At 37.3% G+C, this 23,622-nt stretch carries 23 protein-coding genes; 9 read left to right on the forward strand and 14 right to left on the reverse strand.

Features of this window, described 5'->3' with window-relative positions; all coding sequences use genetic code 11:
• Window positions 1-22 precede the first annotated feature (22 nt).
• Window positions 23-1,915, forward strand: coding sequence for an amidophosphoribosyltransferase (locus ISP73_03740; protein ID MBL6657699.1), 1,893 nt, complete (start codon window positions 23-25; stop codon window positions 1,913-1,915).
• On the opposite strand, the gene ISP73_03745 is transcribed toward ISP73_03740, so the two are convergent.
• Entirely contained in the window at window positions 1,912-2,889 is a 978-nt protein-coding gene (locus tag ISP73_03745; protein MBL6657700.1) for a methyltransferase domain-containing protein, read from the reverse strand. The two genes, ISP73_03740 and ISP73_03745, sit on opposite strands and share 4 nt — an antisense overlap.
• A gap of 97 nt (window positions 2,890-2,986) precedes the next feature.
• On the opposite strand from ISP73_03745, the gene ISP73_03750 reads away from it, so the two are divergent.
• Entirely contained in the window at window positions 2,987-3,463 is a 477-nt protein-coding gene (locus ISP73_03750; GenBank protein MBL6657701.1) for a hypothetical protein, read from the forward strand.
• A gap of 63 nt (window positions 3,464-3,526) precedes the next feature.
• Here ISP73_03750 and ISP73_03755 read toward each other — a convergent pair whose 3' ends face one another.
• The 10 genes from ISP73_03755 to ISP73_03800 form a co-directional block, all read right to left on the reverse strand.
• Entirely contained in the window at window positions 3,527-5,914 is a 2,388-nt protein-coding gene (locus ISP73_03755) for a S46 family peptidase (GenBank protein ID MBL6657702.1), read from the reverse strand.
• A 118-nt stretch (window positions 5,915-6,032) separates the two neighbouring features.
• Complete coding sequence (locus tag ISP73_03760; GenBank protein ID MBL6657703.1) at window positions 6,033-6,827, reverse strand: DUF3050 domain-containing protein; 795 nt, start codon at window positions 6,825-6,827, stop codon at window positions 6,033-6,035.
• Window positions 6,824-7,330, reverse strand: a complete 507-nt coding sequence (locus ISP73_03765) for a DUF2480 family protein (protein ID MBL6657704.1) — start codon at window positions 7,328-7,330, stop codon at window positions 6,824-6,826. Before ISP73_03765 ends, ISP73_03760 begins: the two co-directional genes overlap by 4 nt.
• Window positions 7,331-7,654 (reverse strand): SUF system Fe-S cluster assembly protein, encoded by a 324-nt coding sequence (locus tag ISP73_03770; GenBank protein MBL6657705.1) that lies wholly within the window; start codon window positions 7,652-7,654, stop codon window positions 7,331-7,333.
• A 5-nt stretch (window positions 7,655-7,659) separates the two neighbouring features.
• Window positions 7,660-8,082, reverse strand: a complete 423-nt coding sequence (locus tag ISP73_03775) for a SufE family protein (GenBank protein ID MBL6657706.1) — start codon at window positions 8,080-8,082, stop codon at window positions 7,660-7,662.
• Between the two features lie 2 nt (window positions 8,083-8,084).
• A complete protein-coding gene (locus ISP73_03780) occupies window positions 8,085-9,299 on the reverse strand; it encodes a cysteine desulfurase (GenBank protein ID MBL6657707.1) in 1,215 nt (404 codons plus the stop codon).
• Window positions 9,300-9,302: 3 nt separating this feature from the next.
• Window positions 9,303-10,601, reverse strand: a complete 1,299-nt coding sequence (sufD, locus tag ISP73_03785; GenBank protein ID MBL6657708.1) for a Fe-S cluster assembly protein SufD — start codon at window positions 10,599-10,601, stop codon at window positions 9,303-9,305.
• On the reverse strand, window positions 10,598-11,353 hold the full coding sequence (gene sufC / locus ISP73_03790) for a Fe-S cluster assembly ATPase SufC (protein ID MBL6657709.1): 756 nt from the start codon (window positions 11,351-11,353) through the stop codon (window positions 10,598-10,600). Before sufC ends, sufD begins: the two co-directional genes overlap by 4 nt.
• 10 nt (window positions 11,354-11,363) lie before the next feature.
• The gene (sufB, locus tag ISP73_03795; GenBank protein ID MBL6657710.1) at window positions 11,364-12,806 is read right to left on the reverse strand and encodes a Fe-S cluster assembly protein SufB; all 1,443 of its coding nucleotides are present in this window, start codon (window positions 12,804-12,806) and stop codon (window positions 11,364-11,366) included.
• A gap of 18 nt (window positions 12,807-12,824) precedes the next feature.
• Window positions 12,825-13,154, reverse strand: a complete 330-nt coding sequence (locus tag ISP73_03800; GenBank protein ID MBL6657711.1) for an iron-sulfur cluster assembly accessory protein — start codon at window positions 13,152-13,154, stop codon at window positions 12,825-12,827.
• Between the two features lie 108 nt (window positions 13,155-13,262).
• On the opposite strand from ISP73_03800, the gene thiL reads away from it, so the two are divergent.
• A complete protein-coding gene (gene thiL / locus ISP73_03805; protein ID MBL6657712.1) occupies window positions 13,263-14,312 on the forward strand; it encodes a thiamine-phosphate kinase in 1,050 nt (349 codons plus the stop codon).
• Here thiL and ISP73_03810 read toward each other — a convergent pair.
• Window positions 14,301-15,764, reverse strand: a complete 1,464-nt coding sequence (locus ISP73_03810) for a hypothetical protein (GenBank protein MBL6657713.1) — start codon at window positions 15,762-15,764, stop codon at window positions 14,301-14,303. The two genes, thiL and ISP73_03810, sit on opposite strands and share 12 nt — an antisense overlap.
• 100 nt (window positions 15,765-15,864) lie before the next feature.
• On the opposite strand from ISP73_03810, the gene ISP73_03815 reads away from it, so the two are divergent.
• Together ISP73_03815 and ISP73_03820 are read left to right on the forward strand one after the other, a co-directional pair.
• The gene (locus ISP73_03815; GenBank protein ID MBL6657714.1) at window positions 15,865-16,317 is read left to right on the forward strand and encodes a hypothetical protein; all 453 of its coding nucleotides are present in this window, start codon (window positions 15,865-15,867) and stop codon (window positions 16,315-16,317) included.
• A gap of 9 nt (window positions 16,318-16,326) precedes the next feature.
• A complete protein-coding gene (locus ISP73_03820) occupies window positions 16,327-16,593 on the forward strand; it encodes a T9SS type A sorting domain-containing protein (protein ID MBL6657715.1) in 267 nt (88 codons plus the stop codon).
• Here the strand turns inward: ISP73_03820 and ISP73_03825 are convergent.
• Window positions 16,580-17,878, reverse strand: a complete 1,299-nt coding sequence (locus ISP73_03825; protein MBL6657716.1) for an aminopeptidase P family protein — start codon at window positions 17,876-17,878, stop codon at window positions 16,580-16,582. The genes ISP73_03820 and ISP73_03825 overlap by 14 nt on opposite strands.
• 125 nt (window positions 17,879-18,003) lie before the next feature.
• Between ISP73_03825 and ISP73_03830 the strand changes: the two genes are divergently transcribed.
• Genes ISP73_03830 through ISP73_03845 form a run of 4 tightly spaced genes read left to right on the forward strand, consistent with a single transcriptional unit; the run spans window position 18,004 to window position 22,240 of the window.
• Window positions 18,004-18,684, forward strand: a complete 681-nt coding sequence (locus tag ISP73_03830; protein MBL6657717.1) for a succinate dehydrogenase cytochrome b subunit — start codon at window positions 18,004-18,006, stop codon at window positions 18,682-18,684.
• Window positions 18,685-18,694: 10 nt separating this feature from the next.
• Complete coding sequence (locus ISP73_03835) at window positions 18,695-20,698, forward strand: fumarate reductase/succinate dehydrogenase flavoprotein subunit (protein MBL6657718.1); 2,004 nt, start codon at window positions 18,695-18,697, stop codon at window positions 20,696-20,698.
• 6 nt (window positions 20,699-20,704) lie between these two features.
• Window positions 20,705-21,457: a succinate dehydrogenase/fumarate reductase iron-sulfur subunit gene (locus tag ISP73_03840; GenBank protein MBL6657719.1), complete on the forward strand. Its 753-nt coding sequence runs from the start codon at window positions 20,705-20,707 to the stop codon at window positions 21,455-21,457.
• 18 nt (window positions 21,458-21,475) lie between these two features.
• Window positions 21,476-22,240 (forward strand): amidohydrolase, encoded by a 765-nt coding sequence (locus ISP73_03845; GenBank protein ID MBL6657720.1) that lies wholly within the window; start codon window positions 21,476-21,478, stop codon window positions 22,238-22,240.
• On the opposite strand, the gene ISP73_03850 is transcribed toward ISP73_03845, so the two are convergent.
• Window positions 22,230-23,270: an Ig-like domain-containing protein gene (locus ISP73_03850; protein MBL6657721.1), complete on the reverse strand. Its 1,041-nt coding sequence runs from the start codon at window positions 23,268-23,270 to the stop codon at window positions 22,230-22,232. The two genes, ISP73_03845 and ISP73_03850, sit on opposite strands and share 11 nt — an antisense overlap.
• Between the last annotated feature and the right edge of the window lie 352 nt (window positions 23,271-23,622).

Here is a 23,622-nt window from a genome sequence, read left to right on the forward strand (position 1 = left end):
GCTGACTCAATATTAGACTACTATGAGTGACGCCATAAAACACGAGTGCGGAATAGCTTTTTTAAGATTACGCAAACCCCTGGAGTTTTATGCCGAAAAATACGGATCCCCCCTTTACGGAGTAAATAAAATGTGCTTGCTAATGGAAAAGCAACACAACAGAGGGCAAGATGGTGCTGGTTTGGCAACCATTAAATTAGACGTTCCTGTGGGCAGCCGATACATCAGTCGTCACCGTTCAAATGCCAGCAAGCCCATACAAGATTTGTTTGATTATGTCAATCAGCGTTTTGTGGATTTGCAGCAAAATGACCCCGAAAAATTCAAAGAGATTAAGTGGTTACAAGAAAACTTAGCCTTTACGGGCGAGGTGCTTTTAGGACATTTGCGCTACGGAACATATGGCGGCAATAGCATTGAGCATTGTCATCCGTTTTTGAGACAAAACAATTGGCGTACACGTAGCTTAGTCTTGGCTGGAAACTTCAATATGACCAATGTAGACGAGTTGTTCAATCAGTTGGTAGAATTGGGGCAACACCCTAAGGAGAAGGCCGATACGGTAACCATTCTTGAGAGAATAGGACATTTCTTAGATGTAGAAAACGACCGCATATACTACGACCAAAGGGAACAGTATAGCAAAAGAGAAATTTCTGGCGTGATAGCTGATGAAATGGATATGAAAGAAGTCCTTATCAATTCTTCAAAGCATTGGGACGGCGGTTATGTGATGAGTGGTATTGTTGGACATGGAGACGCTTTTGTGCTTCGTGACCCTGCTGGAATTCGTCCTGCCTACTACTACACCGATGATGAGGTCGTGGTAGCCGCTTCCGAGCGCCCTGTAATACAAACAGCATTCAATGTGCCTGCCGATAGCATTAAGGAGCTAAAGCCCGGCCATGCCTTAATTATAAAGAAAGACGGTACTTTTGAAGAGGTGTCTATTATACCCGAATTGGAAAGAAAAGCCTGTTCCTTTGAACGCATTTACTTTTCGAGAGGCAACGACCAAGACATTTACAAAGAACGTATGAAGTTGGGAATTAAGCTATGTCCAACCATACTCGACAATATAGATTACGATTTAAAAAACACAGTCTTTTCCTTTATTCCTAATACCGCCGAAGTATCCTTTTACGGCATGATGAAAGGCATGAACGATGCTTTGAATGAAGAAAAGACCAAAGCCATTCTGGCATTAAAAAACCCTAATGAAGAGGCTATAAAATCCATTATGTCGGAAAACATACGTGCCGAAAAGATTGCCATTAAAGACGCTAAATTGCGCACCTTCATTACCCAAGACGATAGTAGAGACGATTTGGTCGCCCACGTTTATGACGTAACCTACGGCACCGTTAAGTCCACTGACAATCTGGTGATGATTGACGATAGTATTGTAAGGGGAACAACCTTAAAACAAAGTATACTTCGTATTTTAGATAGGCTCAACCCCAAGAAGATAGTAATTGTGTCTTCTGCCCCACAAATTCGTTACCCCGATTGCTATGGTATTGATATGGCAAAACTGGGAGACTTTATTGCCTTTCAGGCGGCCATTGCCCTTTTGAAAGAAAGCGGACAAGAACACATTATTGATGAGGTTTACCAAAAGTGTTTGGCAGATATAGAAGACATTAACAGCCCTTCAGTCAATTACGTTCAGGCTATTTATAAACCTTTTAGTGCCGACGAAATTTCAAGCAAAATTGCTCAATTGCTTCGCCCCAAAGAGATTAATGCTGAGGTAAATATTATATACCAAACCATTGAGGACTTGCACGACTCTTGCCCCAATAATAAAGGAGATTGGTACTTTACGGGCGATTACCCCACAGCCGGTGGAAACAGGGTGGTGAATAAATCATTTATCTATTACGTAGAAGGTAGAAACGAAAGGGCGTATTAGATTTTCTTTTTTTGATACACGCCAAAGATGAAATCAGAAGTGTTAGATTTCAAGTAATTATCTTCAAACTCAAATAAGTTATTTAAAACAATTTCTTTCTCACTGTTGGTTTCGACAAAGTGATGAGAAATATCTTTCAATACGTTCATTAGAATATTTCCGCCATATGGTTTTTCTACAATGGGTTTAAAATGACGGTAAATACTTGGTAAAATATTAATTGAATCAATGCACTCAGAAGGGTCTGCCTGAATCATTCTAATTATTCCTGAGCCATAAAATTTATTTTTATTGAGCTCTGTTTTAAATCGTTTTCTAAAAGTTTTAGGAATGATTTTTAAAGCGTCATTAACGCCCTTAATTTGAGCTTTAGGAAATTGTAAACGACTCGAACCTACAAACTCATTAATTATTAGTTTTCCATTGTTTGTTAAGGACTTACAAATGTAATCTGTAATGAATGTATTCATGTTTGAAAAATGATGTAGAGATTGGTGAAAAAATACGATATCGTATTCATTCCCTTTTTCTATAAATTCAAAAATATTAGCACATTCAAATCGAATATTTTTTAGCCCTTTTTTATCGGCAATTTTTTTAGCTTCATTTAATCTGTTTTGAGCTAAGTCGACACATGTGATTTCTTTAAACTGTGGGTATTCCGCTAAAACCAATTCATGACTACAAACACCACTTCCAACGGATAACATCCTAATTTCTTTATCGTTTGAAAGAACTTCATTCATTAGAAATTCTTCATAAATGGTATTTTCGTTTCCACTAATTAATTTGTTCCAACGTTTTCTGACTAGAGGAATTATCCACCAATTAGAATGAATAATTTCTTCTTGATTAAACGCACTTTTAGTTCTCGATAATTTGCTCAAAGTCAGCTTAGAAAAAAAATAGTTTAACCCTCTTTGTTTAATTTTAGAGTACAAGTCAATAAAATCGTCAATAGTAATTAGCTTCATTTTATCGTTTTAGTAAATACAAAGGTAAAAATCAATTTTATTAAATTTGTTGTATTCCTTTCAAGTTTGTTTAATGTAACTCATAATAAACAAACTAATGAAAAACCTACTTCTATTATTACTGTTACCAGTATATGTGTTGGGGCAAGAAGAAAAACCGAGAAAGCTATTTTTTGAAATTAAACAGGGTATAGGCTTGCCTTCGGTGGGCGCTAAGTTTAAAAGTTTCAATGGCAATTACTGGAGCATTGGAATTAACTATAAAAGCGAATTATTTTACTTAAACGACACCTCTAACTCTTCCAAACAAATTGAAATGGGACCATATTTTTCATTCACGATTGTATTTAAACAAAAGCTGCAATTTGATTTAGGACTAAGCACATTAATAGACAGTAGTTTTGGGGGTTTTGTAAGCTATATAGGAATTTATTATGGAAACAAAATTTCCATTGGCTTTAATCTTGGAGCAGCACATTTAGACGACTATGACATTTGGAAGCTTAATCAATTTCAAGGACAAAGATGGTGTAGTTTTTTAGTTTTCACACCACGTATTAAATTCAGAATTTAATGTCATTACAAAAAAAGCCCCAGCAAAATTGCTAGGGCTTTTAATTTTTTTGGAGGCGTTTATTTATCTCTTTTCAGTAGTATAAACAGTTCCTCTCCAGTAGAATTTAGTGGTGTTGCTGCTGCCAAATTGCTCTACTGCTGTGTCAAATGCAGAGCCAAACGAATGCATATCCAATACTGGAATTTCTTCTCCCAAATAGTTTATAGTAGTTAACTTTTGTACTATCGTTAGAGGGTCGTTCATAGCGTCTTCGGCATCTTTGGCCGCTTGCTCTTCTGGGCTCAACGGACGTGGTCTGTTAGGCGCAATAGTCATCTCATCAATAAGGTGAGTCGCTCCGGCAAACTTATCAATGATAAACAAGATGTAACGTGCATCTACAGAAATGGTACGCTGAATATCGTTCTCAAAAGCAATATCGCCACTCATAGCTTCCCAGTTACCGTCAAAGGCAGTACCAATAAGGTCACCGTAAGCATTTAACACTGGGCTACCAGAGTTACCACCCGTAATATCGTTTCCACTAATGAAATTGATGATAAGGTCTCCGTTCTTATCGGCATACCTTCCATAGTCTTTAGCATTGTAAAGCTCCTCTAATCGCTCAGGCACCATAAACTCATCGTCTGAATTGTCCTTCTTAGCGATTAGCCCATCGAAAGTAGTTACATAATCGTAGTGCATTGCATCCCCAGGGGTATAGTCGCCCACTTGCCCGTAAGTCAAACGCATAGTTGAGTTAGCGTTTGGGTAGAACTTCTTGTTAGGCATCATCTCTCTCAAACCAGCTATGTATAACCTCTCGCCTTTTGCTAATTTCTCACGCACATCCATTCGCTTGCTTCGTACCTTTTCCGTATAGTGGTCCATAATAGAATTGAACATACGCACAGCATAGTCTTTTTCCAATTTGTACACCGACGGTCTTTCTAGGAAAGCAAAGAATTTAGTCTGACTTACAAATGGAGAAGTCTTGTACACATAGGCAGCAAATTTGTGCCAGTCACCCTTGGTGTAGTTGTGGTTTCTTACCTTTTCGAAAGCATCTGGCTGCTTGCTGTACGGTACATTGTCGTTGTATAACTCTAATAATTCAGCAAACAAATCTTGATCTAAATCTTTGTTGTAATCTTTGAAATGTTCTCGAGCTATATCTTTTAAATCGTTTATCGCTAGTCGTCTGGCCTTAGGGTCTTCAGGCAAGTTCTTAATAGCGTCTTGTACTTGATAGATAAAGTAGAATACTTCTGCCCCTTGGAAAATGGCTTCGTTTAAAAAGATTCTTACTTCGTTGATTTTTTCATTATCGTAGTAACCGTCAGCTAATAAATCTAAAGCCTCTCCGTACTTTTCTGTTCTTGCTTCATCAGCGTCTACCCAAGCATCAAACTGCTCCTCAAGGGCTTGTTTTTGCTCGTATACATTCATGCGCTTAAGCCCTTTGGTCTGACCGATGTAGTATTTCCAGTAGTTTGCTGTACTAGCATATTTTGAAGCGTATTGGATTCGTACTTTTTCACGCGCATCCATATGTGAACGCATTACGCCTAATTTACGCTCTCTAATCTTAACAATAGTAGGGTTGTATTGCTCAATGGCTTGTTTTACACCCCATGAAGAGAGGTATCTGTCGGTTGAACCTGGGAAACCCATAATCATAGAATAGTCGCCATCTTCTACACCATCCAATGAGATTGGGAAGTGGTGCTTTGGTTTGTAAGGAATGTTATCTTCTGAGTACTCAGCAGGTTTTCCGTCAGGACCACTGTAAACTCTAAATAGAGCAAAGTCACCTGTATGTCTTGGCCACATCCAGTTGTCTGTATCGCCACCGTATTTACCTATTGACGATGGAGGCGCACCTACTAGTCTTACATCGTTAAATGTTTCGTAAACCATAAGGTAGAAATCGTTACCACCAAAGAAAGATTTTACACGTGCATTGTAGTGTGTGCTATCGGTAGCTTCAGCTACAATTTCAGCGGATAACTTACGAATTACACCTGATCTTTCTTCGTCAGAAACTGAGTCTAAAGCAGTATTTATACGTTCTGTTACGTCTTCCATTTTAACGAGGAAAGAAACGAATAGACCTTCGTTCTCTAATTCTTCACTTTTATCCATTGCCCAAAAACCATCTGTCAAGTAGTCGTTACCAACAGAGGAGTGAGATTGAATTTGACCAAATCCACAGTGGTGGTTGGTGAGTAATAACCCTTGGTCAGAAATCATTTCGGCAGTACAAAAACCACCTAATGAAACTACTGCATCTTTCAATGAAGAGTTATTTATATCGTAAATATCGCTGGCAGTAAGTCTAAAGCCAACGGCTTGCATATCTGCTTCGTTATCAGATAACAATAAAGGCAGCCACATTCCTTCATCAGCTTTTACCGTAAGAAAGCCGAAACATAGTGCCAGGGATAGGGTAATGAATCTTTTTAACATAGTTGTAATAGATTTTTGAATAATTGGGTTTCGTGCAAAGAAATAAAAAAAGCACAAGAAGGGATGTGATTTTATGATAAACTAATGAACAATGGAATGTAGAAAAACCTTTAGGCTTTTACAGCCTTTTCCATTTGTCTGTTTTAATGCTTTGCTCTATACCATCCCATAGTTTTATTCGTGCTTTTAGGCAGTTAGTAGCCACTTCTTTGGCTTCTTGCCATTTGCTATCATCATCTCCGCAGAGTTCTTCAATCATTTGTAAGGCTAGAGGGGTATGGACTTCTTCGTCCAACTCAATGTGTCGATCGAGGTAGTAGCGGAAAGTATCTAGTTTGCCCGGGAAGTTCTTGTCCAAATCGTTGACGATAGAACGGAACATATCTGGAATGAGGTCTTCTCTACCAAAAGTGAAGGCGGCAGCTATCTCGTGCAATTTCCCGCGGTGTATAATTTCGAAAGTAGTATTGACAAATTCAAGGGTGTAGTCTTTGAGTTGTTCTACATTGAATTTTAGCAATTCTTTATGGGAATAGCCTGAAAGTAAACGTGAAATAAAGCGTTCTACTTGTTCGGTGTTTGCACTACACTGCTTCATAGATTGCAGGTACATTTCGTAATGGCTAGATGGATTGCCCTCTATGTCCATATCGCTTTCTTCTTCCAATACAATCTCGTTTATGAGTCGGCGAGTTTTAGGATTGCCTATGGGCACCCAAGGGGCATTGGTACTGGTTAATCCAAATTGTAGAGCTTTAAGTAATGCCATAAAATCCCAAACGGCAAAGACATGTTGCTCCATCAAAATTTTGAGGTCATCTATATGGCGTAATTGCTGGTAAACTGGGTGCTGCAATAATAGCTTCCTTAAAGGCAAAATGCCTTCTTTTATATCAACGATTTTTGGATTCATTTCTTCTTGTAAATAGGGACAGAGGAGCAGGCTTCTCCGTACATAATGCTTTTTGCTATTGGGTTAAGTTTAGAGGTAATGGCGATGTAAGCACTTTCTGGAACAGGTAGATTGCTACAACCCTTAATGATGACCCTTTGGTCAACAAAAGGTTTAATATTTAATTCATCAATTAATTCTTGAAATAGTGCGGACTCCAACTGCTCCATATTGCCTCTAACAATCTTTTTAGCAAAGGGGTTAAGCGAACTTGTAATAAGCATATACGCCCATACGGGAACAATGGCGTCAGCGGTGCAGTCTATGCATACAAACTCATCTTTATGCTGTGACCAGTTGTAATCTTTTACCGATTGTCTAAAGTCTTTTTCTTTGAGAATGAGCTCTTCAAATAGCCAGTGTTTAAGGTCAATACAGCGTCGCTTTCCCTTAGGGTAGTACTCCTCAAGGTCAAAGGTAATCAAGCCACTATTGGCAACTCTATTGACAATTTCTTCTGTCATTTACAGCATTCCTAGTTCAAGTTTAGCTTCTTCACTCATCATGTCTTTGTCCCAAGGGGGGTCAAAGGTGATGTTTACTTTTACATTTCGAACCTCCTCTACCACTTTCACTTTTTCTTCCACTTCTACCGGCAAAGTTTCAGCCACAGGACAGTTTGGTGAAGTTAATGTCATTTCAATTTCAACATCACATTCCTCACTGACTTGGATGTCGTATATCAGTCCCAATTCGTAAATATTTACAGGGATTTCTGGGTCATAAATTTGACAAATTCGTTCTACTACTTTTTCGCCAATGGCTTGTAATTCTGCTTCTGTTTTCATAGTACTTAGTTTTGAGATTGAAACGCTAAAGCGTACAGCTTCATTTGTTTGACCATAGACACTAATCCGTTGGCTCTGGTCGGTGAAAGTTGCTCTTTTAATCCAATTTGATTGATGAAATCGGTGTCTGCTTCCACAATATCTTGAGCTTTTTGACCTGAAAATGTACGCACCAAAAGGGCAATGATACCTTTAGTCATAATGGCATCGCTATCAGCAGTATAAACCACCTTATCATCTTCTTTGTTGGCATGTAACCATACTCTAGACTGACATCCTTTGATGAGGTTGTCTTCTGTTTTATGAGCATCTTCAATTAGTGGCAAAGACTTGCCTAAATCAATGATGTGTTCGTACTTCTCCATCCACTCGTCGAACATGTCAAACTCGTCAATAATATCTTGTTGTATTTCTTTAATACTTGCCATAGTTATGAAAGCATTTGTTGTGCTTTTTTAACGCCTTCTACCAATCTGTCAACCTCTTCTTTTGTGTTGTAAACGGCAAATGATGCACGAATAGTACCAGGGATGCAAAACTCATCCATTACAGGCTGAGCACAATGGTGTCCAGTTCGTACAGCTATGCCTAATTTGTCTAATATCATTCCCATATCGTAGGGGTGAATGTCGCCCACTAAAAAGGATATTACTGCCGCTTTGTTAGAGGCTGTACCTATAAATCGCATACCCTCAATTTTAGCTAATTCTTGTGTGGCATATTCTAGTAGTTCGTTTTCATAAGCCATTACATTATCAAGACCAATGTCGTTGAGCCAATCAATAGCTGTCTTAAGGGCTATTCCACCAGCAATATTGGGTGTTCCGGCTTCAAACTTATGAGGGAGTGTAGCGTAGGTCGTTTCTTTAAAACTTACAGTGGCAATCATTTCGCCACCACCTTGATAAGGAGGTAGTTTATTGAGCCATTCCTCTTTTCCGTATAAGGCTCCTATTCCTGTTGGTCCGTATATTTTGTGCCCTGAAATACAATAGAAATCAGCGTCTAAATCCTTTACGTCAATGTGTGAATGGGGGCCTGACTGAGCGCCGTCAACAAGTACTGCTGCACTAGCTTGGTGTGCCAATTGTATGATTTCTTTTACAGGATTTATAGTGCCTAAAGCGTTAGAAATATGGTTTACAGCGACAACTTTAGTGTTATTTGAAAGCAAGCTTTCGTAAGCTTTCATATCCAGTTCGCCTTTACTGTTCATAGGAATCACTTTAAGGCTTGCTCCAGAGCTTTCACATGCCATTTGCCATGGAACGATATTGGAGTGGTGTTCCATAGCTGAGACCAAAACCTCATCTGTTGAAGCTAGTAGAGCTCGAAAGCCGTTTGCTACTAAATTAATGGCTTCTGTATTTCCTTTTGTGAAAATTATTTCGTGAAGGTGGTCGGCATTTAAATGTTTTCTAACGGTTTCTCTCGATGCTTCATACTCATCAGTTGCCAATTGGCTGAGGTAATGAACGCCTCTGTGTATGTTTGAGTTTTGCATTTCGTAATACCGCTGAATGGCATCAATAACCACTTTGGGTTTTTGTGTAGTTGCTCCATTGTCTAAATACACAAGAGGATATCCGTTTACTTCTTGGTGAAGTATTGGAAATTGTTGGCGTATTTTGGAAACATTTAGCATAATTTAGACTTCAATATCAATTTGAACTCCTAATTTTTCAGCAATAATTCGGTTTAGCTTTTGTTTAAGCTCAGGAATTTTAACATTATTCAGAACGTCATTGGCAAAAGCATACATTAGCATTGCTTGAGCTTCTTTGAATGGAATGCCTCGCGAACGCAGATAAAACAGAGCATCATCGTCGAGCTGACCTACGGTACAGCCGTGGCTACAGGCTACATCGTCGGCATATATTTCGAGCTGTGGCTTGGTGTCAATGGATGCTGAATCGGTGAGGAGTAAATTGTTGTTGGACTGAAATGCATTGGTTTTTTGCGAATCAGGTCTAACCATAACCTTACCATTGAAAATACCTTTAGAATTATCGTCAAATATTCCTTTATACATCTCATTGCTTTGGCAGTTAGGGACTGCATGATCAACTAGAGTATGGTGGTCAACTAATTGGTTCTCCCCAATTAGAGTGATGCCCCTCATATTACTTTCTGAATGTTGACCTTGTAGTAAAAAACTGAGGTTGTTTCGAATAAATTTGCCCCCAAAGCTGAAGGTATCAACTGTACAAATACAGTTTTTGCCTTGCTTTACCCAAGTATTATCTATGAGAGAACAGTTGCGTTTGTCGTTTTGTATTTTATAAAAATCGATAAGCGAATTGTCTTGAGCAAAGATTTCTGTCACCGAATTTGTGAAGACCTCTTTTTGGTCTATGTTTTGGTGTCTTTCTGTAATTTGTATCTGAGCATTTTCTTCTACAACAACCAGGTTGCGCGTTTGTAAAAACAAGTCGCTTGAGATGTTTGTTGTGAAGTAAACGATTTGAATAGGTCTTTCTGCTACAGTATTTTTTGGAACATGTATAAAGACACCCTCTTTTGAAAGAGCTGTGTTTAAAGAAACTAAACTGTCTGGGTGCTCAGGAAGTGCTTTCCCCCAATGGTTTTCAACTACTGTTGAGTGCGTTTTTTCTGCAACAGATAGTGGGCAAAGTGTAATTTTATCAGTGTCGACATTGGAAAGCTCTTGACTAAATTGACCGTTTACAAATGCAATTACGTTTGTTTCTGTTTGTGTTAAAATATATTTGTTGAGTATATCTTTTGATATGATACTTTCATCTGCTGAAAGAGCGTATTCGTTTTTGATGATTGGCAATAAATTGGTGTATTTCCATTCTTCGTCCTTCACGGTTGGAAAGCCAAATTCTTCAAGTCTACGCATGCTGTCTTTTCTTTCTTTTTGAAAGGAAAGGGTGCTTTCAGTTTCCTGAAATGCTTGTATGAGTTTATCTTTTAAATTCACAGTTGCTCAGCTTCTTTTATAATCCAATCGTAGCCTTTTTCTTCTAGTTCAAGTGCTAACTCTTTGGTTCCTGATTTTACTATTCGCCCGTTGTAAAGTACGTGTACAAAGTCAGGAACGATATAGTCTAACAAACGCTGGTAATGGGTAATTAAAACGGTTGCATTTTCTTTAGATTTAAGCTTGTTTACACCATTAGCAACGATACGTAAAGCGTCGATATCAAGTCCTGAATCGGTTTCGTCTAGTATAGCGAGCTTTGGCTCTAGCATTGCCATCTGAAAGATTTCATTTCTCTTTTTTTCGCCTCCAGAAAACCCTTGATTTAAAGAACGGCTTAGGAATCCTTTTTTAATTTCAAGAAGTTCCATTTTTTCACGCATCATCTTTAGCAAATCACCAGCAGGCAAAGGCTCAAGTCCTTGCGCTTTTCTACTTTCGTTAAGGGATGTTTTAAGAAAGTTTGATACGGATACTCCAGGAATTTCAATGGGATATTGAAAAGATAGAAAGATTCCTTTGTGAGCCCTTTCTTCAGGGGATAAGTCCATGATGCTTTCTCCGTCAAAGTCGATAGTTCCGTCTTCAATTTCGTATTCTTCACGTCCAGCAATAACCGATGACAATGTGCTTTTTCCTGAGCCGTTTGGACCCATGATAGCATGTACTTCGCCTGGATTTACGTTAAGGTTAATGCCGGTTAGTATTTTATTGCCTTCTATTGAGGCTTTTAAATTGTTTATTTTTAACATATAGTTTTGTTTATCCAACGCTTCCTTCTAAGCTGATGGCCAATAGTTTTTGTGCTTCTACTGCAAATTCCATTGGTAATTGATTCAGAACGTCTTTGCAATAGCCGTTTACAATCAGCGCAATGGCTTCTTCTGTTCCTATACCTCTTTGGTTGCAATAAAAAATTTGGTCTTCTCCAATTTTTGAGGTGGTTGCCTCGTGCTCAATTTTGGCAGATTTATTTTTAACTTCAATGTAAGGAAAGGTATGTGAGCCGCATTTGTCACCCATGAGTAAAGAGTCGCATTGAGAGAAATTCCTAGCGTTTTCTGCACTCTTTTGAATCTTTACGAGACCTCTATAACTTCCTTCACTTTTTCCAGCACAGATTCCTTTTGAAATGATTGTACTCTTGGAGTTTTTACCGAGGTGTACCATTTTAGTTCCCGTATCTGCCTGTTGGTAGTTGTTGGTGACTGCAACGGAATAAAATTCACCTATGGAGTTGTCTCCTTTTAAAATGCAAGAGGGGTATTTCCACGTTACTGCAGAACCTGTTTCTACTTGAGTCCATGAAATTTTAGACCTATTGTAGCAAATGCCTCTTTTGGTTACAAAGTTGAATACACCACCAACGCCGTTAGCGTCACCTGGGTACCAGTTTTGAACTGTAGAATATTTTATTTCAGCATCGTCCATTGCAATTAATTCTACTACTGCAGCATGAAGTTGATTTTCATCTCTCATTGGCGCTGTACAACCTTCTAGATAACTCACGTAGCTTCCTTCATCGGCTATGAGTAGGGTTCTTTCGAATTGTCCTGTTCCTGCTTGGTTTATTCTGAAATAGGTGGAAAGCTCCATAGGGCATTTTACGCCTTTTGGAATGTAGCAGAAAGAGCCATCAGTGAATACCGCTGAGTTTAGTGCAGAGAAAAAATTATCAGATATAGGAACAACAGTTCCAATGTATTTTTTTACTAGTTCTGGATGTTCTTTTACTGCCTCACTTATGGAGCAAAATATAATACCTAGCTCACCGAGTTTGTCTTTGAAACTAGTAGCTACAGATACACTATCCATTACAAAATCAACTGCTACACCAGCTAACTTCTTTTGTTCGTCAATTGAAATTCCGAGCTTGTCAAAGGTCTTTTTCATCTCAGGGTCTAGCTCATCAAGGCTATTCAATTTCTTCTTTTGCTTTGGAGCTGCATAATAGATTATGTCCTGATAGTTTGGCTTAACGTATTTGATGTTTGCCCAATTAGGCTCTTCCATTTTTTTCCACGTTTCGAACGCTTTGAGCCTGTAGTTAAGCAACCATTCTGGCTCTTCTTTTTTGCTAGAAATTAGCCTAATGACATCCTCGTTAAGTCCTTTTGGTATAGTGTCACTTTCAATATCTGTTGTGAAACCATATTTATAGTCCGCACCTGTTACCTCTTCTAATATTTTTTCTTCTTCTGACAAGATATTTAACGTAATAAATTAAACTGAAAAACTCTCTCCGCAACCACAGGTTCTGGAGGCATTAGGGTTGTTAAAAACAAATCCTTTACCATTCAAACCACCCGAATATTCTAAGACGGTACCAATAAGGTACAAATAACTTTTTTTATTAACTACGATTTTAACGCCATTGTCTTCAAAAGACTTATCGTCTTCATTTTCCTTATCATCAAAACCTAAGTCGTAGGACAAACCTGAGCAGCCACCACTATTGACGCCTACTCTGACAAAAGCTGAGGCCTCATCGTGCCCTTCTTCCTTCATCAAGGATATTAATTTGGTTTTTGCTTCTTGTGTTACTTGAATCATCTTATTTAAAATGTATTCATATTAGAGTGCAAAATTACAAAATTATATGCTTTAAATCATATTATTCTTCGGTATCGTTCATGTTAATTTTCGCCTTACATTTGTAGGATGAGTTTATTAGAAGATAAGACACCTAAAAGAACACCTATTTCTGAGCTTGGAGAATTCGGTTTAATTGAACATTTAACCAAGAGTATTAGTATTCAAAACGACTCCACTGTCAAAGGGATTGGTGATGATTGTGCTGTAATCGATAGTGGTAATTCATTCACTTTGGTTACAACAGATATGCTTGTAGAAGGGGTTCATTTTGACTTAAGCTACACTCCGTTGAAGCATTTAGGCTACAAATCGGTTGTTGTAAATCTATCGGACATCTACGCTATGAATGGCGATGCTAAGCATATTACGGTGAGTATCGCATTATCAAATAGATTTCCTCTTGAGGCTGTTGAAGAGTTGTATGAGGGAATCCACTTGGCGTGTAAAAATTATAACGTTGACCTTGTTGGAGGTGACACAACTTCTTCTACCTCTGGATTATGTATTAGTATAACTGCTATTGGCGAAGTGTCAAAAGAGAATGTAGTGTACAGAAGCGGCGCTAAAGAGCATGATTTGATTGTGGTTTCTGGTGACTTAGGCTCTGCTTATCTGGGTTTACAGATTTTGAATAGAGAAAAACAAGTTTTTGAGGCAAATCCAAGTATGCAGCCAGACTTGCAAAATAAAGATTATGTTCTACAAAGACAGCTCAAGCCTGAGGCAAGAAAAGATGTTATCGAGCTGTTAAAAAGTCAAGCTATTGTACCCACATCCATGATTGATATTTCTGATGGCTTATCGTCCGAACTTTTGCATTTGTGCAAGAACTCTTCCTCAGGATGTGCTATTTATGAAGACAAATTACCAATAGATTTTTCTGCTATTACTACCGCCGAAGAGCTTAATCTTAATGCAGCTACTTGTGCATTAAGTGGTGGTGAGGATTACGAGTTGTTGTTTACTATAAGTCAAGAGCATTATGAAAAAATTAAGAACGACCCTGACTTAACAGTAATTGGACACATCACCGACCAAAGTAGTGGAACAGTATTTGTATCTAAAAACGATAATCACCAGCCCTTAATAGCTCAAGGGTGGAACTCAATCAGCTAGAATATTTTCTGATATCCATCGGTTATAATTAATTATATCGCTTTCGTCAGCTTCTTCTATGCTTAAAATTGATAACAGCATTCTTATGTCGTTCTGTAGGCTTTCATTTAAGTCGATTCGTTGAACATAGATTAACTTACTAATGATTTTTATGAGAATTTTTTCGCGCTTGTAACTTTCTTTTGACAGCAAGGATTTAAATCTATTTCTCACACTTTTAATTCTCATTTCCAACATATCAAAATCACCGATTTCATACCTTATTATTAACTCTGCAGCAATAATTTTAATTTGAAATGAGAGATCAAAATTCAAGAAATTTTTATGCTGTATAATTCGACTTAAATTTTTGATTGCCGGTTTATATTTTTTTTGGTCAAAATATTGAAGTGCTAGATTGGAGCAAACAAAAAAGTAGTGATAGTCGGAGGCTATAATGGGCTCTTCATTTTTAGCTTGTAACAACACTTCAATCGCTTTTTCTTTATCCGTTCTGGAGTAGTTGATAACCAAACCATTGTAATAATAAAAAATGTATTTGTTGAACAACATCCCATCGTATTCATCTATAGATTTACGCAGTTCTAATGCCTTTGAAATAGACTCTTCATATTTTTTATTTTTAAACAAGCAGTTTGTTAAGTACGTCAACACTTGAAGTTTGACCTCATGATTTTTTTTAGAAAAAACATTGGAATCAATACAGTCTCTATAACTCTGTTTAAGGAATGCTTCAAGCTCTGTATATAATCTCTTTTGTAGCAGTAGTTTACTTATTGTTTGAATGATTTTAACCTTAAGCGTGGCGCTTTTTATTATTTCTGGATTTAATGAATATTCGCTTATTGTGTTTTCTAGTAAGTTAATTGTTTTTTGATTAACATCAGAGTAGTTTTGGTGTTTTTTCATTTTGAAATTTACCATTGCCAAGACATCATCAATTTCATTAATTTGAAGTAGTTTTTTGTTGTTCTTTTTTCGTTTAGCCAAGTACGACTCAACATTAATTTCTGATTTTTCGTACGAAAGCTTGATGAGTTCTAAGTAAACAAGATTAAGAAGCTCGAACAGTTCTAGTTTCTCGGCTTTTTTTTCAGCTAACTGAAGAATGGTGTAGCAAAGGTCATACAGCCCTTTTTCCTTTAGCTTTTTACCTATTAAGATTAGCTTAAAAGTTGATAAGTCGTTGTCCTTATTAATGTGCTGAAAGGTTAAGCTATTTATTATGTTAGATAGCAGTCTATTTTTCAGCCTATAAAATGCGTTTTTGTTATCGCCGTAGAGTTTTTTTGAAATCTTCTCTTCATCGTATGTTTTATTTTTTCTCTTGTAATAAGAGAGCAAAAGAAATTCTTTTCGTACGTTGGGTGTTTTTACTCTATTAGAGATGAGCTTGAATGTTCTTAACTCTTCTTTGTTCATAGAATGAATAAGTTCATATACAATATTCATGGCAGTATAAGTTTTTTCATTTTGAAGGCGTAAGATAATTATTATTTAAACTACTTTTTGAAATGTTTAGTGTGTATATTCGTATTATATTTTCAGAGTCATGAAAGAAAAATTAATCATACTGCTTATGTTGGGTGCTTTTTATGGAAAAGCACAGTCAAATTACAGTTTATCTTTTGGTCATTATAATCCTATTATCTCTGATACTGCCTATATGGGGGGTATCTTAGGCGTTAGTTTAAGTGTTGTAAATAATGGAAGCGATACTATTTTTTGGCCCATTCAGTTGATGTGTGGCGTAAACTCTGAAGTATCGGTTTTAGGTGAGGGTCCATTATTGTCTCCAGATGATGAGAACTATTATCTTGCCCCTGGAGATAGTTTTCATTTGGGATGGCCTGAAGTTGATTCAGCAAGCTCGTCAATTATTGGTGGTTATGTTCATGTTAAATCGCAGAATGGTTTTGTTGATGGTGACAATATAATAGTAGTTTGGCCAGTAGTTTTTGATAATGAAGAAGTAGATATTGTTACAATTGAACAATATACATAAGAGGTATATGTGATTGATGAAGTTTCGGGAATTAGAACACATATAGAAGAGCCTAACTTTAAGGTGTTTTTGACCTCTGACTCTAGGCTATTTGTAGAGGGGCAAGAAAAACAAATTGTAAGTTTAGAAGTGTACGAACTTTCTGGCAAAAAAATAGCTAGGCAGAATAGCAAAACAGAAGTAAACATCCGACATTTTACCAAAGGAATTTACGTATTAGTAGTCGGATTCAAAGACGGACAAAAACAATCAACAAAAGTGTTTATTCCAAACTAATTTTCATAAGGCTTTCAATCTCATCGACTTCAATAGGGATATTAGCCATTAAGTCAAACGGTTTGTCTTTTGTAATAACTAAGTCATTCTCAATACGTATTCCGAGGTTTTCTTCTAAAATATAGATGCCAGGTTCACAAGTAAACACCATACCTTCTTTGATTGGAGTGTCCCAATGACCCACATCATGAACATCTAAGCCTAAATAATGACTTGTTCCGTGCATAAAGTACTTTCGGAAAGCAGGGTTTTTAGGGTCTTGTTTGTCTATATCATGCTGGTCCAAAAGCCCTAAGCCTAATAATTCCGATTGCATAACTTTACCAACCTCTTTGTGATAATCGCCTAGTAATGTACCTGGAGTTAACATATTTGTAGCCTCTTTCATTACTTTTAACACAGCATTATACACCTCTTTTTGTCGTTTAGTAAAACGACCACTAACAGGAATGCACCTAGTCATATCTGAAGCATAGTTAGCATATTCAGCGCCTACATCCATAAGTATAACGTCACCATCCTTACACTCTTTGTTGTTGTCTATGTAGTGCAATACACAAGCATTTCTTCCAGAAGCGATGATAGGTTCATAAGCAAACCCTTTTGAACGATTTATTAGAAATTCATGCATAAATTCCGCTTCAATTTCATATTCCATTACGCCTGGTTTAACGAAGTTTAACACCCTGCGAAACCCTTTTTCGGTGATATTGCAAGCGTTTTGTAAAAGGTCAATTTCAATGGGGTGTTTTATTGATCGAAGCCCATGCAAAATGGGAGCTGATTTAACATAATTTTTATCGCTGTAGGTTTGTCTACACCAGTTGTTGAACCTATCGGTTTGAGTTTCTACCTCAGAAGTAGCTCTGGAATGTTCGTTTGAGTTGTAAAAAACAGTTTCAGCCTCAGTCATTAGGCTTTCAAACACCTTATCAAATTCGCTGTTCCAATACACTGTTTTTATGCCAGAAGTGGTGAAGGCTTGTTCTTTGGTTAATTTAGCCCCTTCCCAAATAGCAATAAGCTCACTAGTTTCTTTTAAAAATAATATCTCTCGATGATTTGGATTAGAACAATTAGGAAATAAAACGACTTTGCTTTCCTCTTGGTCTACGCCGCTTAGCCAGAACAAATCGCTGTTTTGTTTGAAGGGCATGGTGCCGTCAGAGTTCGTTGGCATTTGGTCGTTCGAGCAAAAAATAGCAATCGAATTTTCAGTCATTGATGAGCAAAAATTCTTTCTATTTACCTCAAATAATTCTTTAGAAATGGCTTTATATCTCATTACGTAAATATTTTTTTCAAAGATATAGTATTTTGAATGATTCTAAACTCCATATATTAAATGGTTTATTAGTTGTTTTTGAATGTTTTGGGTGTTAAATTTGTACTTTCCTAAATCGTTTATCAATGAGTAACTCAATTTTGATTAAATCCTCTCTAGTAAAAAAGTACTGGATGGCCATTACAGGGCTATTTTTATGCCTGTTTTTGGTTGGTCATTTACTAGGAAATTTGCAATTATTATTACCTGCTGATGCAGCATCAGATTCATTTAATCTGTATGCTCGCTTCATGACGACCAACCCGATAGTGAAAATATTATCCTACTTAACCTACTTTGGCATTCTTTTTCATGCTTTTGACGGAATACTTTTGACTATCCAAAATAAGAAGGCCCGCCCAGTTGCTTACGCCTACAACAAGCCTAGCGCAAACTCGAATTGGGCCTCCAGAAACATGGGTTTTTTAGGAACTATTTTGTTGTTGTTTCTTATCATTCACATGAGAAGTTTTTGGTACGAAATGCATTTTGGCGATGTTCCAAAAACAATAATTGGAGGAGAAGAAGTAAAAGATTTGTACATTATTACTACCCAAGCTTTTGAGCAGTTGTGGTATGTAATCCTTTATGTGGTGTGTATGATTGCTATAGCCTTTCACCTTACACATGGTTTTTCTAGTGCATTTCAGACCTTAGGAGCCAACCACCCTAAGTACAAACAGTTGGTTAAAAATATCGGCTTTGCTTTTGGGATACTTATACCCCTAGCATTTGCAATAATACCTTTATCCCTTTATTTCAGATAATAAAAAGTATATGAGCAAATTAGACGCTAAAATTCCCGAAGGTCCATTAAAAGACAAATGGACTAAGCATAAAAACTCTATTAATTTAGTAAACCCTGCCAATAAGCGATCCATTGACGTGATTGTTGTAGGAACTGGTTTAGCAGGGGCCTCGGCGGCTGCATCTCTTGCAGAAATGGGCTACAACGTTAAGTCGTTTTGCTTCCAAGACTCGCCAAGACGTGCGCATTCGATTGCTGCTCAAGGTGGAATAAATGCTGCCAAAAACTACCAAAACGATGGCGATTCAGTCTACAGACTATTTTACGATACAGTAAAAGGTGGAGACTACCGATCAAGGGAAGCAAACGTCTATCGACTAGCTGAGGTTAGCACAAATATTATCGACCAATGTGTTGCGCAAGGCGTTCCATTTGCTAGAGAATATGGGGGCTTATTAGATAACCGTTCTTTCGGTGGCGTTCAGGTATCAAGAACATTTTATGCCAAAGGGCAAACAGGGCAACAACTTCTTTTAGGAGCCTATTCAGCAATGTCCCGCCAAATCAATAAAGGAAAAATCAGCATGTACAACCGTCATGAGATGCTTGATGTTGTAATTGTTGATGGCAAAGCCAGAGGAATCATAGCAAGAAATTTAATTACTGGCGAAATAGAACGTCATTCAGCTCACGCAGTAGTATTGGCTTCAGGAGGATATGGAAATGTTTTCTTCTTAAGTACTAATGCTATGGGAAGTAACGTAACTGCAGCATGGAAAGCCCACAAGAAAGGGGCTTACTTTGCTAATCCATGCTTTACCCAGATACACCCAACATGCATACCTGTTTCAGGAGAATATCAGTCTAAACTTACATTGATGTCTGAATCTTTAAGAAATGATGGTAGAATATGGGTACCTAAAAATATTGAGGACGTAGAAGCTATCCGTTCAGGCAAAAAGAAACCAACAGAATTAACTGAAGACGAAAGAGATTATTACTTAGAACGAAGATACCCAGCCTTTGGAAACCTAGTGCCACGAGATGTAGCGAGTAGAGCTGCCAAAGAGCGTTGCGATGCCGGATACGGTGTTAACGAGACTGGAGAAGCGGTATTTTTAGATTTCGCATCGGCGATTGAGCGTTATGGTAAAGAGCAGGCAAACATCAAGGGACTAGATGATTCTGACTCTAAATTAGTAACTAAACTTGGAAAAGAGGTTGTCAAAGCAAAGTATGGAAACCTGTTTCAGATGTATGAAAAAATTACTGACGATAACCCATACGAAACACCAATGAAAATTTATCCAGCTGTACATTACACAATGGGAGGACTATGGGTTGATTATAATTTAATGACCAATATTTCTGGCTTATATGCATGTGGGGAAGCTAATTTTTCTGATCATGGCGCTAACCGTTTAGGCGCTTCTGCACTTATGCAAGGGTTGGCTGATGGTTATTTTGTATTACCATACACTATTGGAGATTTCCTAGCTGATGATATTAGAACGGGTTCTATCCCAACAGATTTACCAGAATTTGATGAGGCCGAAAAACAAGCCAAAGAACGAATAGATAAACTGGTAAGTAATAAAGGAACTAAGACGGTTGACTATTTCCACAAAAAGCTCGGAAAGATTATTTGGAATGAGTGTGGAATGTCAAGAAACAAAGAGGACCTTCTAAGAGCTATCGATGAAGTATCGGCACTTAGGGAAGAGTTTTGGAAAGAAGTAAATATCCCAGGTTCATCTAATGAACTTAACCAGGAGTTAGAAAAAGCTGGTCGAGTAGCTGATTTTTTAGAGTTAGGTGAGCTAATGTGTAAAGATGCGCTTGAGCGTGCCGAGTCTTGTGGCGGTCACTTTAGAGAAGAATCGCAAACAGAGGAAGGAGAAGCATTACGAAACGATAAAGAATTCACTTTTGTTTCTGCGTGGGAATACAATGAAAAACCCTCAGAATCAACCCTTCACAAAGAAGAGCTGATTTTTGAGAACATAGAGGTAAAACAAAGAAGTTATAAATAATTCGATATGAATTTAACGTTAAGAGTATGGCGACAAAAAAACGCCAACGAAAAAGGCAAAATTGTCGAATATAAAGCTACTAATATAAGTCCAGATATGTCTTTCCTTGAGATGATGGATGTAGTGAATAATGATATCATACAGAAAGGGGAAGAGCCAATCGCTTTTGATCACGACTGTAGAGAAGGTATCTGTGGTAGCTGTTCAATGTATATTAATGGAGAAGCACATGGCCCTGCTCGTGCTGTTACCACTTGCCAGTTGCACATGCGTGAGTTTAAAGATGGTGAAACCATTTATATTGAACCATGGAGAGCTAAAGCTTTCCCTGTAATCAAAGATCTAGTAGTTAACCGCTCTGCTTTTGATAGAGTTATTCAAGCAGGAGGATACGTTTCTGTAAACACTTCCGGAAATACCCTTGATGCCAACGCCATTCCAATTCCCAAAGAAGATGCTGACGATGCCTTTAGTGCAGCTACCTGTATAGGCTGTGGAGCTTGCGTTGCAACATGTAAAAACTCTTCTGCAATGTTATTCGTTTCTGCAAAAGTTTCTCAACTTGCACTATTACCTCAAGGGCAAGTGGAAAGAGAAGACCGTGTGTTAAATATGGTTGATCAAATGGATTTAGAAGGATTTGGAAACTGTACCAATACTGGGGCATGTGAAGTAGAATGTCCAAAAGAAATTTCTCTGGAAAACATTGCTCGAATGAACAGAGAGTACTTGTCAGCTTCGGTCAACTCAAAAAAATAATTTGCTTCAAATGATTAGATGACTGAACTTTCCTTAACATTAGTACAAAGTCATCTAATATGGGAACAGCCAAAAGCAAATCTCTCGTATTTTGGACAGTTACTCCAATCCGTTAAGCAGACAGACGTTATTATTTTACCAGAATTATTTTCAACAGCCTTTTCCTTGAGTGCTAAAGCCGAATCTATGGACGGTGAAAGTGTACAATGGATGCTGAACTTATCCAAAGAAAAGAATGCCCTTATTTTAGGATCTTTACTCATCGAAGACAATGGCTACAAATACAACCGATTAATTTGCGCCTTTCCAGATGGAAGTGTTCAGCACTATGATAAAAGACATTTGTTTACTCTAATGAAGGAGGAATCATTTATCCATAAAGGCGATAGGCGTTTAACCGTTGAATACAAGGGGTGGCGAATATGCCCGTTAATATGTTACGATTTACGTTTCCCAGTGTACAGTAGAAATACAGACGCTTACGATATATTAGTCTATGTTGCTAATTGGCCTGTCACGAGAATTCAACATTGGAATCAGCTTTTAATCGCAAGGGCCATAGAAAATCAATCTTATGTTGTTGGTGTGAATAGAGTAGGCGAAGATGTCAATGGAATAAAATACAACGGCCAAAGTGCAGTAATTGACGCCAGCGGACACATTATATATATAGGGGGTGAAAAAGAAGCCCTTAAAACAGTAGTGGTCAGCAAAGACAGCTTACAGTCTGCGCGAAATAAATTTCCTTTTTTGCAAGACGCCGATAAGTTTACTATTCATTAGTATTCCATTCAACAATTACATCCCAGTCGGATCGAATAGTAATTTCTTTAGCATAGTACTCGACGGTTTCAGCCTGTTGTTTTTGCAATAAATTACCAGAATCCCATTCGCCATTATTATTATCGTCAAGTATAATCCGTAAAGAATAAGTGCCGGGACTTAAGGAATCAATCTCAAGCGATTCAGAATCAGTTGTGCGAAATACAATACTTTCTTTATAAATTAGCTCAACAATTAAAGGGGTATTTGGCAAAGAGTCTATAATTAACCTGCCGAAGCTATCGCCCTGTATTGAAGGTGTTTTTTTTACAGAGTCATTTATTGCTGTTTCGTCAAACAAAAAAACAGTTAAGTCGTTTGCGTTTGGTTTTATTGTATTAGAAACGAAGCCGACCTTTTCATGTGGCAGACTGAATATATTATTGTTATCGATATCTTCTAAGGCGTAAATCACAAAGGGCTTGTCGGGAAGATTTGAAAATTTAAAATTACCATCATTATTGCTAATTGCTAAATATTCAGGTTCTTGTTTATACAATATACTGTCATAAGACGCATCATCCGAATATAAACCCACACATATTTTTTCAATAGGGCTTTTGCTTAAGGCGTCAAAAACCTTGCCCTGTATATATAATGTGTCAATTTCAGGGCCTGTAGAAAAGGCATACTCTAAGTAAGGCAATACATTCCCTTCGGTAACATCCTTTACAATGTCATTTAGAATGATAGTATAGGTAGTGTTTTCATCTAAATCTTCTTTAAAGGAAATCAACAGTTCATTGCCTTTTGTGTTTAATTCTACATTCTTGCTTATGGATGGAGCAAAAAATAACTTTTCTGTTTGATTAATTTGAATCGTTTCGTCAAAGACCATTATTATTTTGTCTTCATTGAAAAGAGTATTGTTATTTTCAGGAAAAGTTGAGATTTGTTGAGGGGGTGCCTTATCAACATCTCCACCACTTAATGGAGCAACATTAGCGCAGCTAAAAAAGAAAATTATAGGAATTAAATATGTTATTTTCATAGCAACAAATATACTGTTTATAAGCTGTTTCAATATTTATTTTTTTTGGCTAAGTATTTGATTTTTAAAAAAAGAATTCTATCTTTATAAACTCTAAATCTTTAGAGAAGACGCTAACCACTTATTAATACTTTGACTATCAGTCACTTACGTGTATTTATTTTTGTTGGTAACTTCTGCTAAGAATTAGAAATTAACTTAATATTAACCAAAAACAAGTATTATGAGTTTAAAAATTACTCAAAATCTTCGTGCTTATTGTTGTTTCTTGTTAGCCTTTATATTGTCTGCGTTTTCGTATGGCAATTTGAACGCGCAGGTATTCTTTTCAGAATATGCTGAGGGAAGTTCA

Source organism: Flavobacteriales bacterium, assembly GCA_016779935.1.
Taxonomy (GTDB): Bacteria; Bacteroidota; Bacteroidia; order Flavobacteriales; family UBA7312.

Coding starts and splice junctions, on each gene's coding strand:
- ISP73_03740 (MBL6657699.1), top strand. CDS start 23: ATGAGTGACGCCATAAAACACGAGTGCGGAATAGCTTTTTTAAGATTA.
- ISP73_03745 (MBL6657700.1), bottom strand. CDS start 2,889: ATGAAGCTAATTACTATTGACGATTTTATTGACTTGTACTCTAAAATT.
- ISP73_03750 (MBL6657701.1), top strand. CDS start 2,987: ATGAAAAACCTACTTCTATTATTACTGTTACCAGTATATGTGTTGGGG.
- ISP73_03755 (MBL6657702.1), bottom strand. CDS start 5,914: ATGTTAAAAAGATTCATTACCCTATCCCTGGCACTATGTTTCGGCTTT.
- ISP73_03760 (MBL6657703.1), bottom strand. CDS start 6,827: ATGAATCCAAAAATCGTTGATATAAAAGAAGGCATTTTGCCTTTAAGG.
- ISP73_03765 (MBL6657704.1), bottom strand. CDS start 7,330: ATGACAGAAGAAATTGTCAATAGAGTTGCCAATAGTGGCTTGATTACC.
- ISP73_03770 (MBL6657705.1), bottom strand. CDS start 7,654: ATGAAAACAGAAGCAGAATTACAAGCCATTGGCGAAAAAGTAGTAGAA.
- ISP73_03775 (MBL6657706.1), bottom strand. CDS start 8,082: ATGGCAAGTATTAAAGAAATACAACAAGATATTATTGACGAGTTTGAC.
- ISP73_03780 (MBL6657707.1), bottom strand. CDS start 9,299: ATGCTAAATGTTTCCAAAATACGCCAACAATTTCCAATACTTCACCAA.
- sufC (MBL6657709.1), bottom strand. CDS start 11,353: ATGTTAAAAATAAACAATTTAAAAGCCTCAATAGAAGGCAATAAAATA.
- ISP73_03800 (MBL6657711.1), bottom strand. CDS start 13,154: ATGATTCAAGTAACACAAGAAGCAAAAACCAAATTAATATCCTTGATG.
- thiL (MBL6657712.1), top strand. CDS start 13,263: ATGAGTTTATTAGAAGATAAGACACCTAAAAGAACACCTATTTCTGAG.
- ISP73_03810 (MBL6657713.1), bottom strand. CDS start 15,764: ATGAATATTGTATATGAACTTATTCATTCTATGAACAAAGAAGAGTTA.
- ISP73_03815 (MBL6657714.1), top strand. CDS start 15,865: ATGAAAGAAAAATTAATCATACTGCTTATGTTGGGTGCTTTTTATGGA.
- ISP73_03825 (MBL6657716.1), bottom strand. CDS start 17,878: ATGAGATATAAAGCCATTTCTAAAGAATTATTTGAGGTAAATAGAAAG.
- ISP73_03830 (MBL6657717.1), top strand. CDS start 18,004: ATGAGTAACTCAATTTTGATTAAATCCTCTCTAGTAAAAAAGTACTGG.
- ISP73_03835 (MBL6657718.1), top strand. CDS start 18,695: ATGAGCAAATTAGACGCTAAAATTCCCGAAGGTCCATTAAAAGACAAA.
- ISP73_03840 (MBL6657719.1), top strand. CDS start 20,705: ATGAATTTAACGTTAAGAGTATGGCGACAAAAAAACGCCAACGAAAAA.
- ISP73_03845 (MBL6657720.1), top strand. CDS start 21,476: ATGACTGAACTTTCCTTAACATTAGTACAAAGTCATCTAATATGGGAA.
- ISP73_03850 (MBL6657721.1), bottom strand. CDS start 23,270: ATGAAAATAACATATTTAATTCCTATAATTTTCTTTTTTAGCTGCGCT.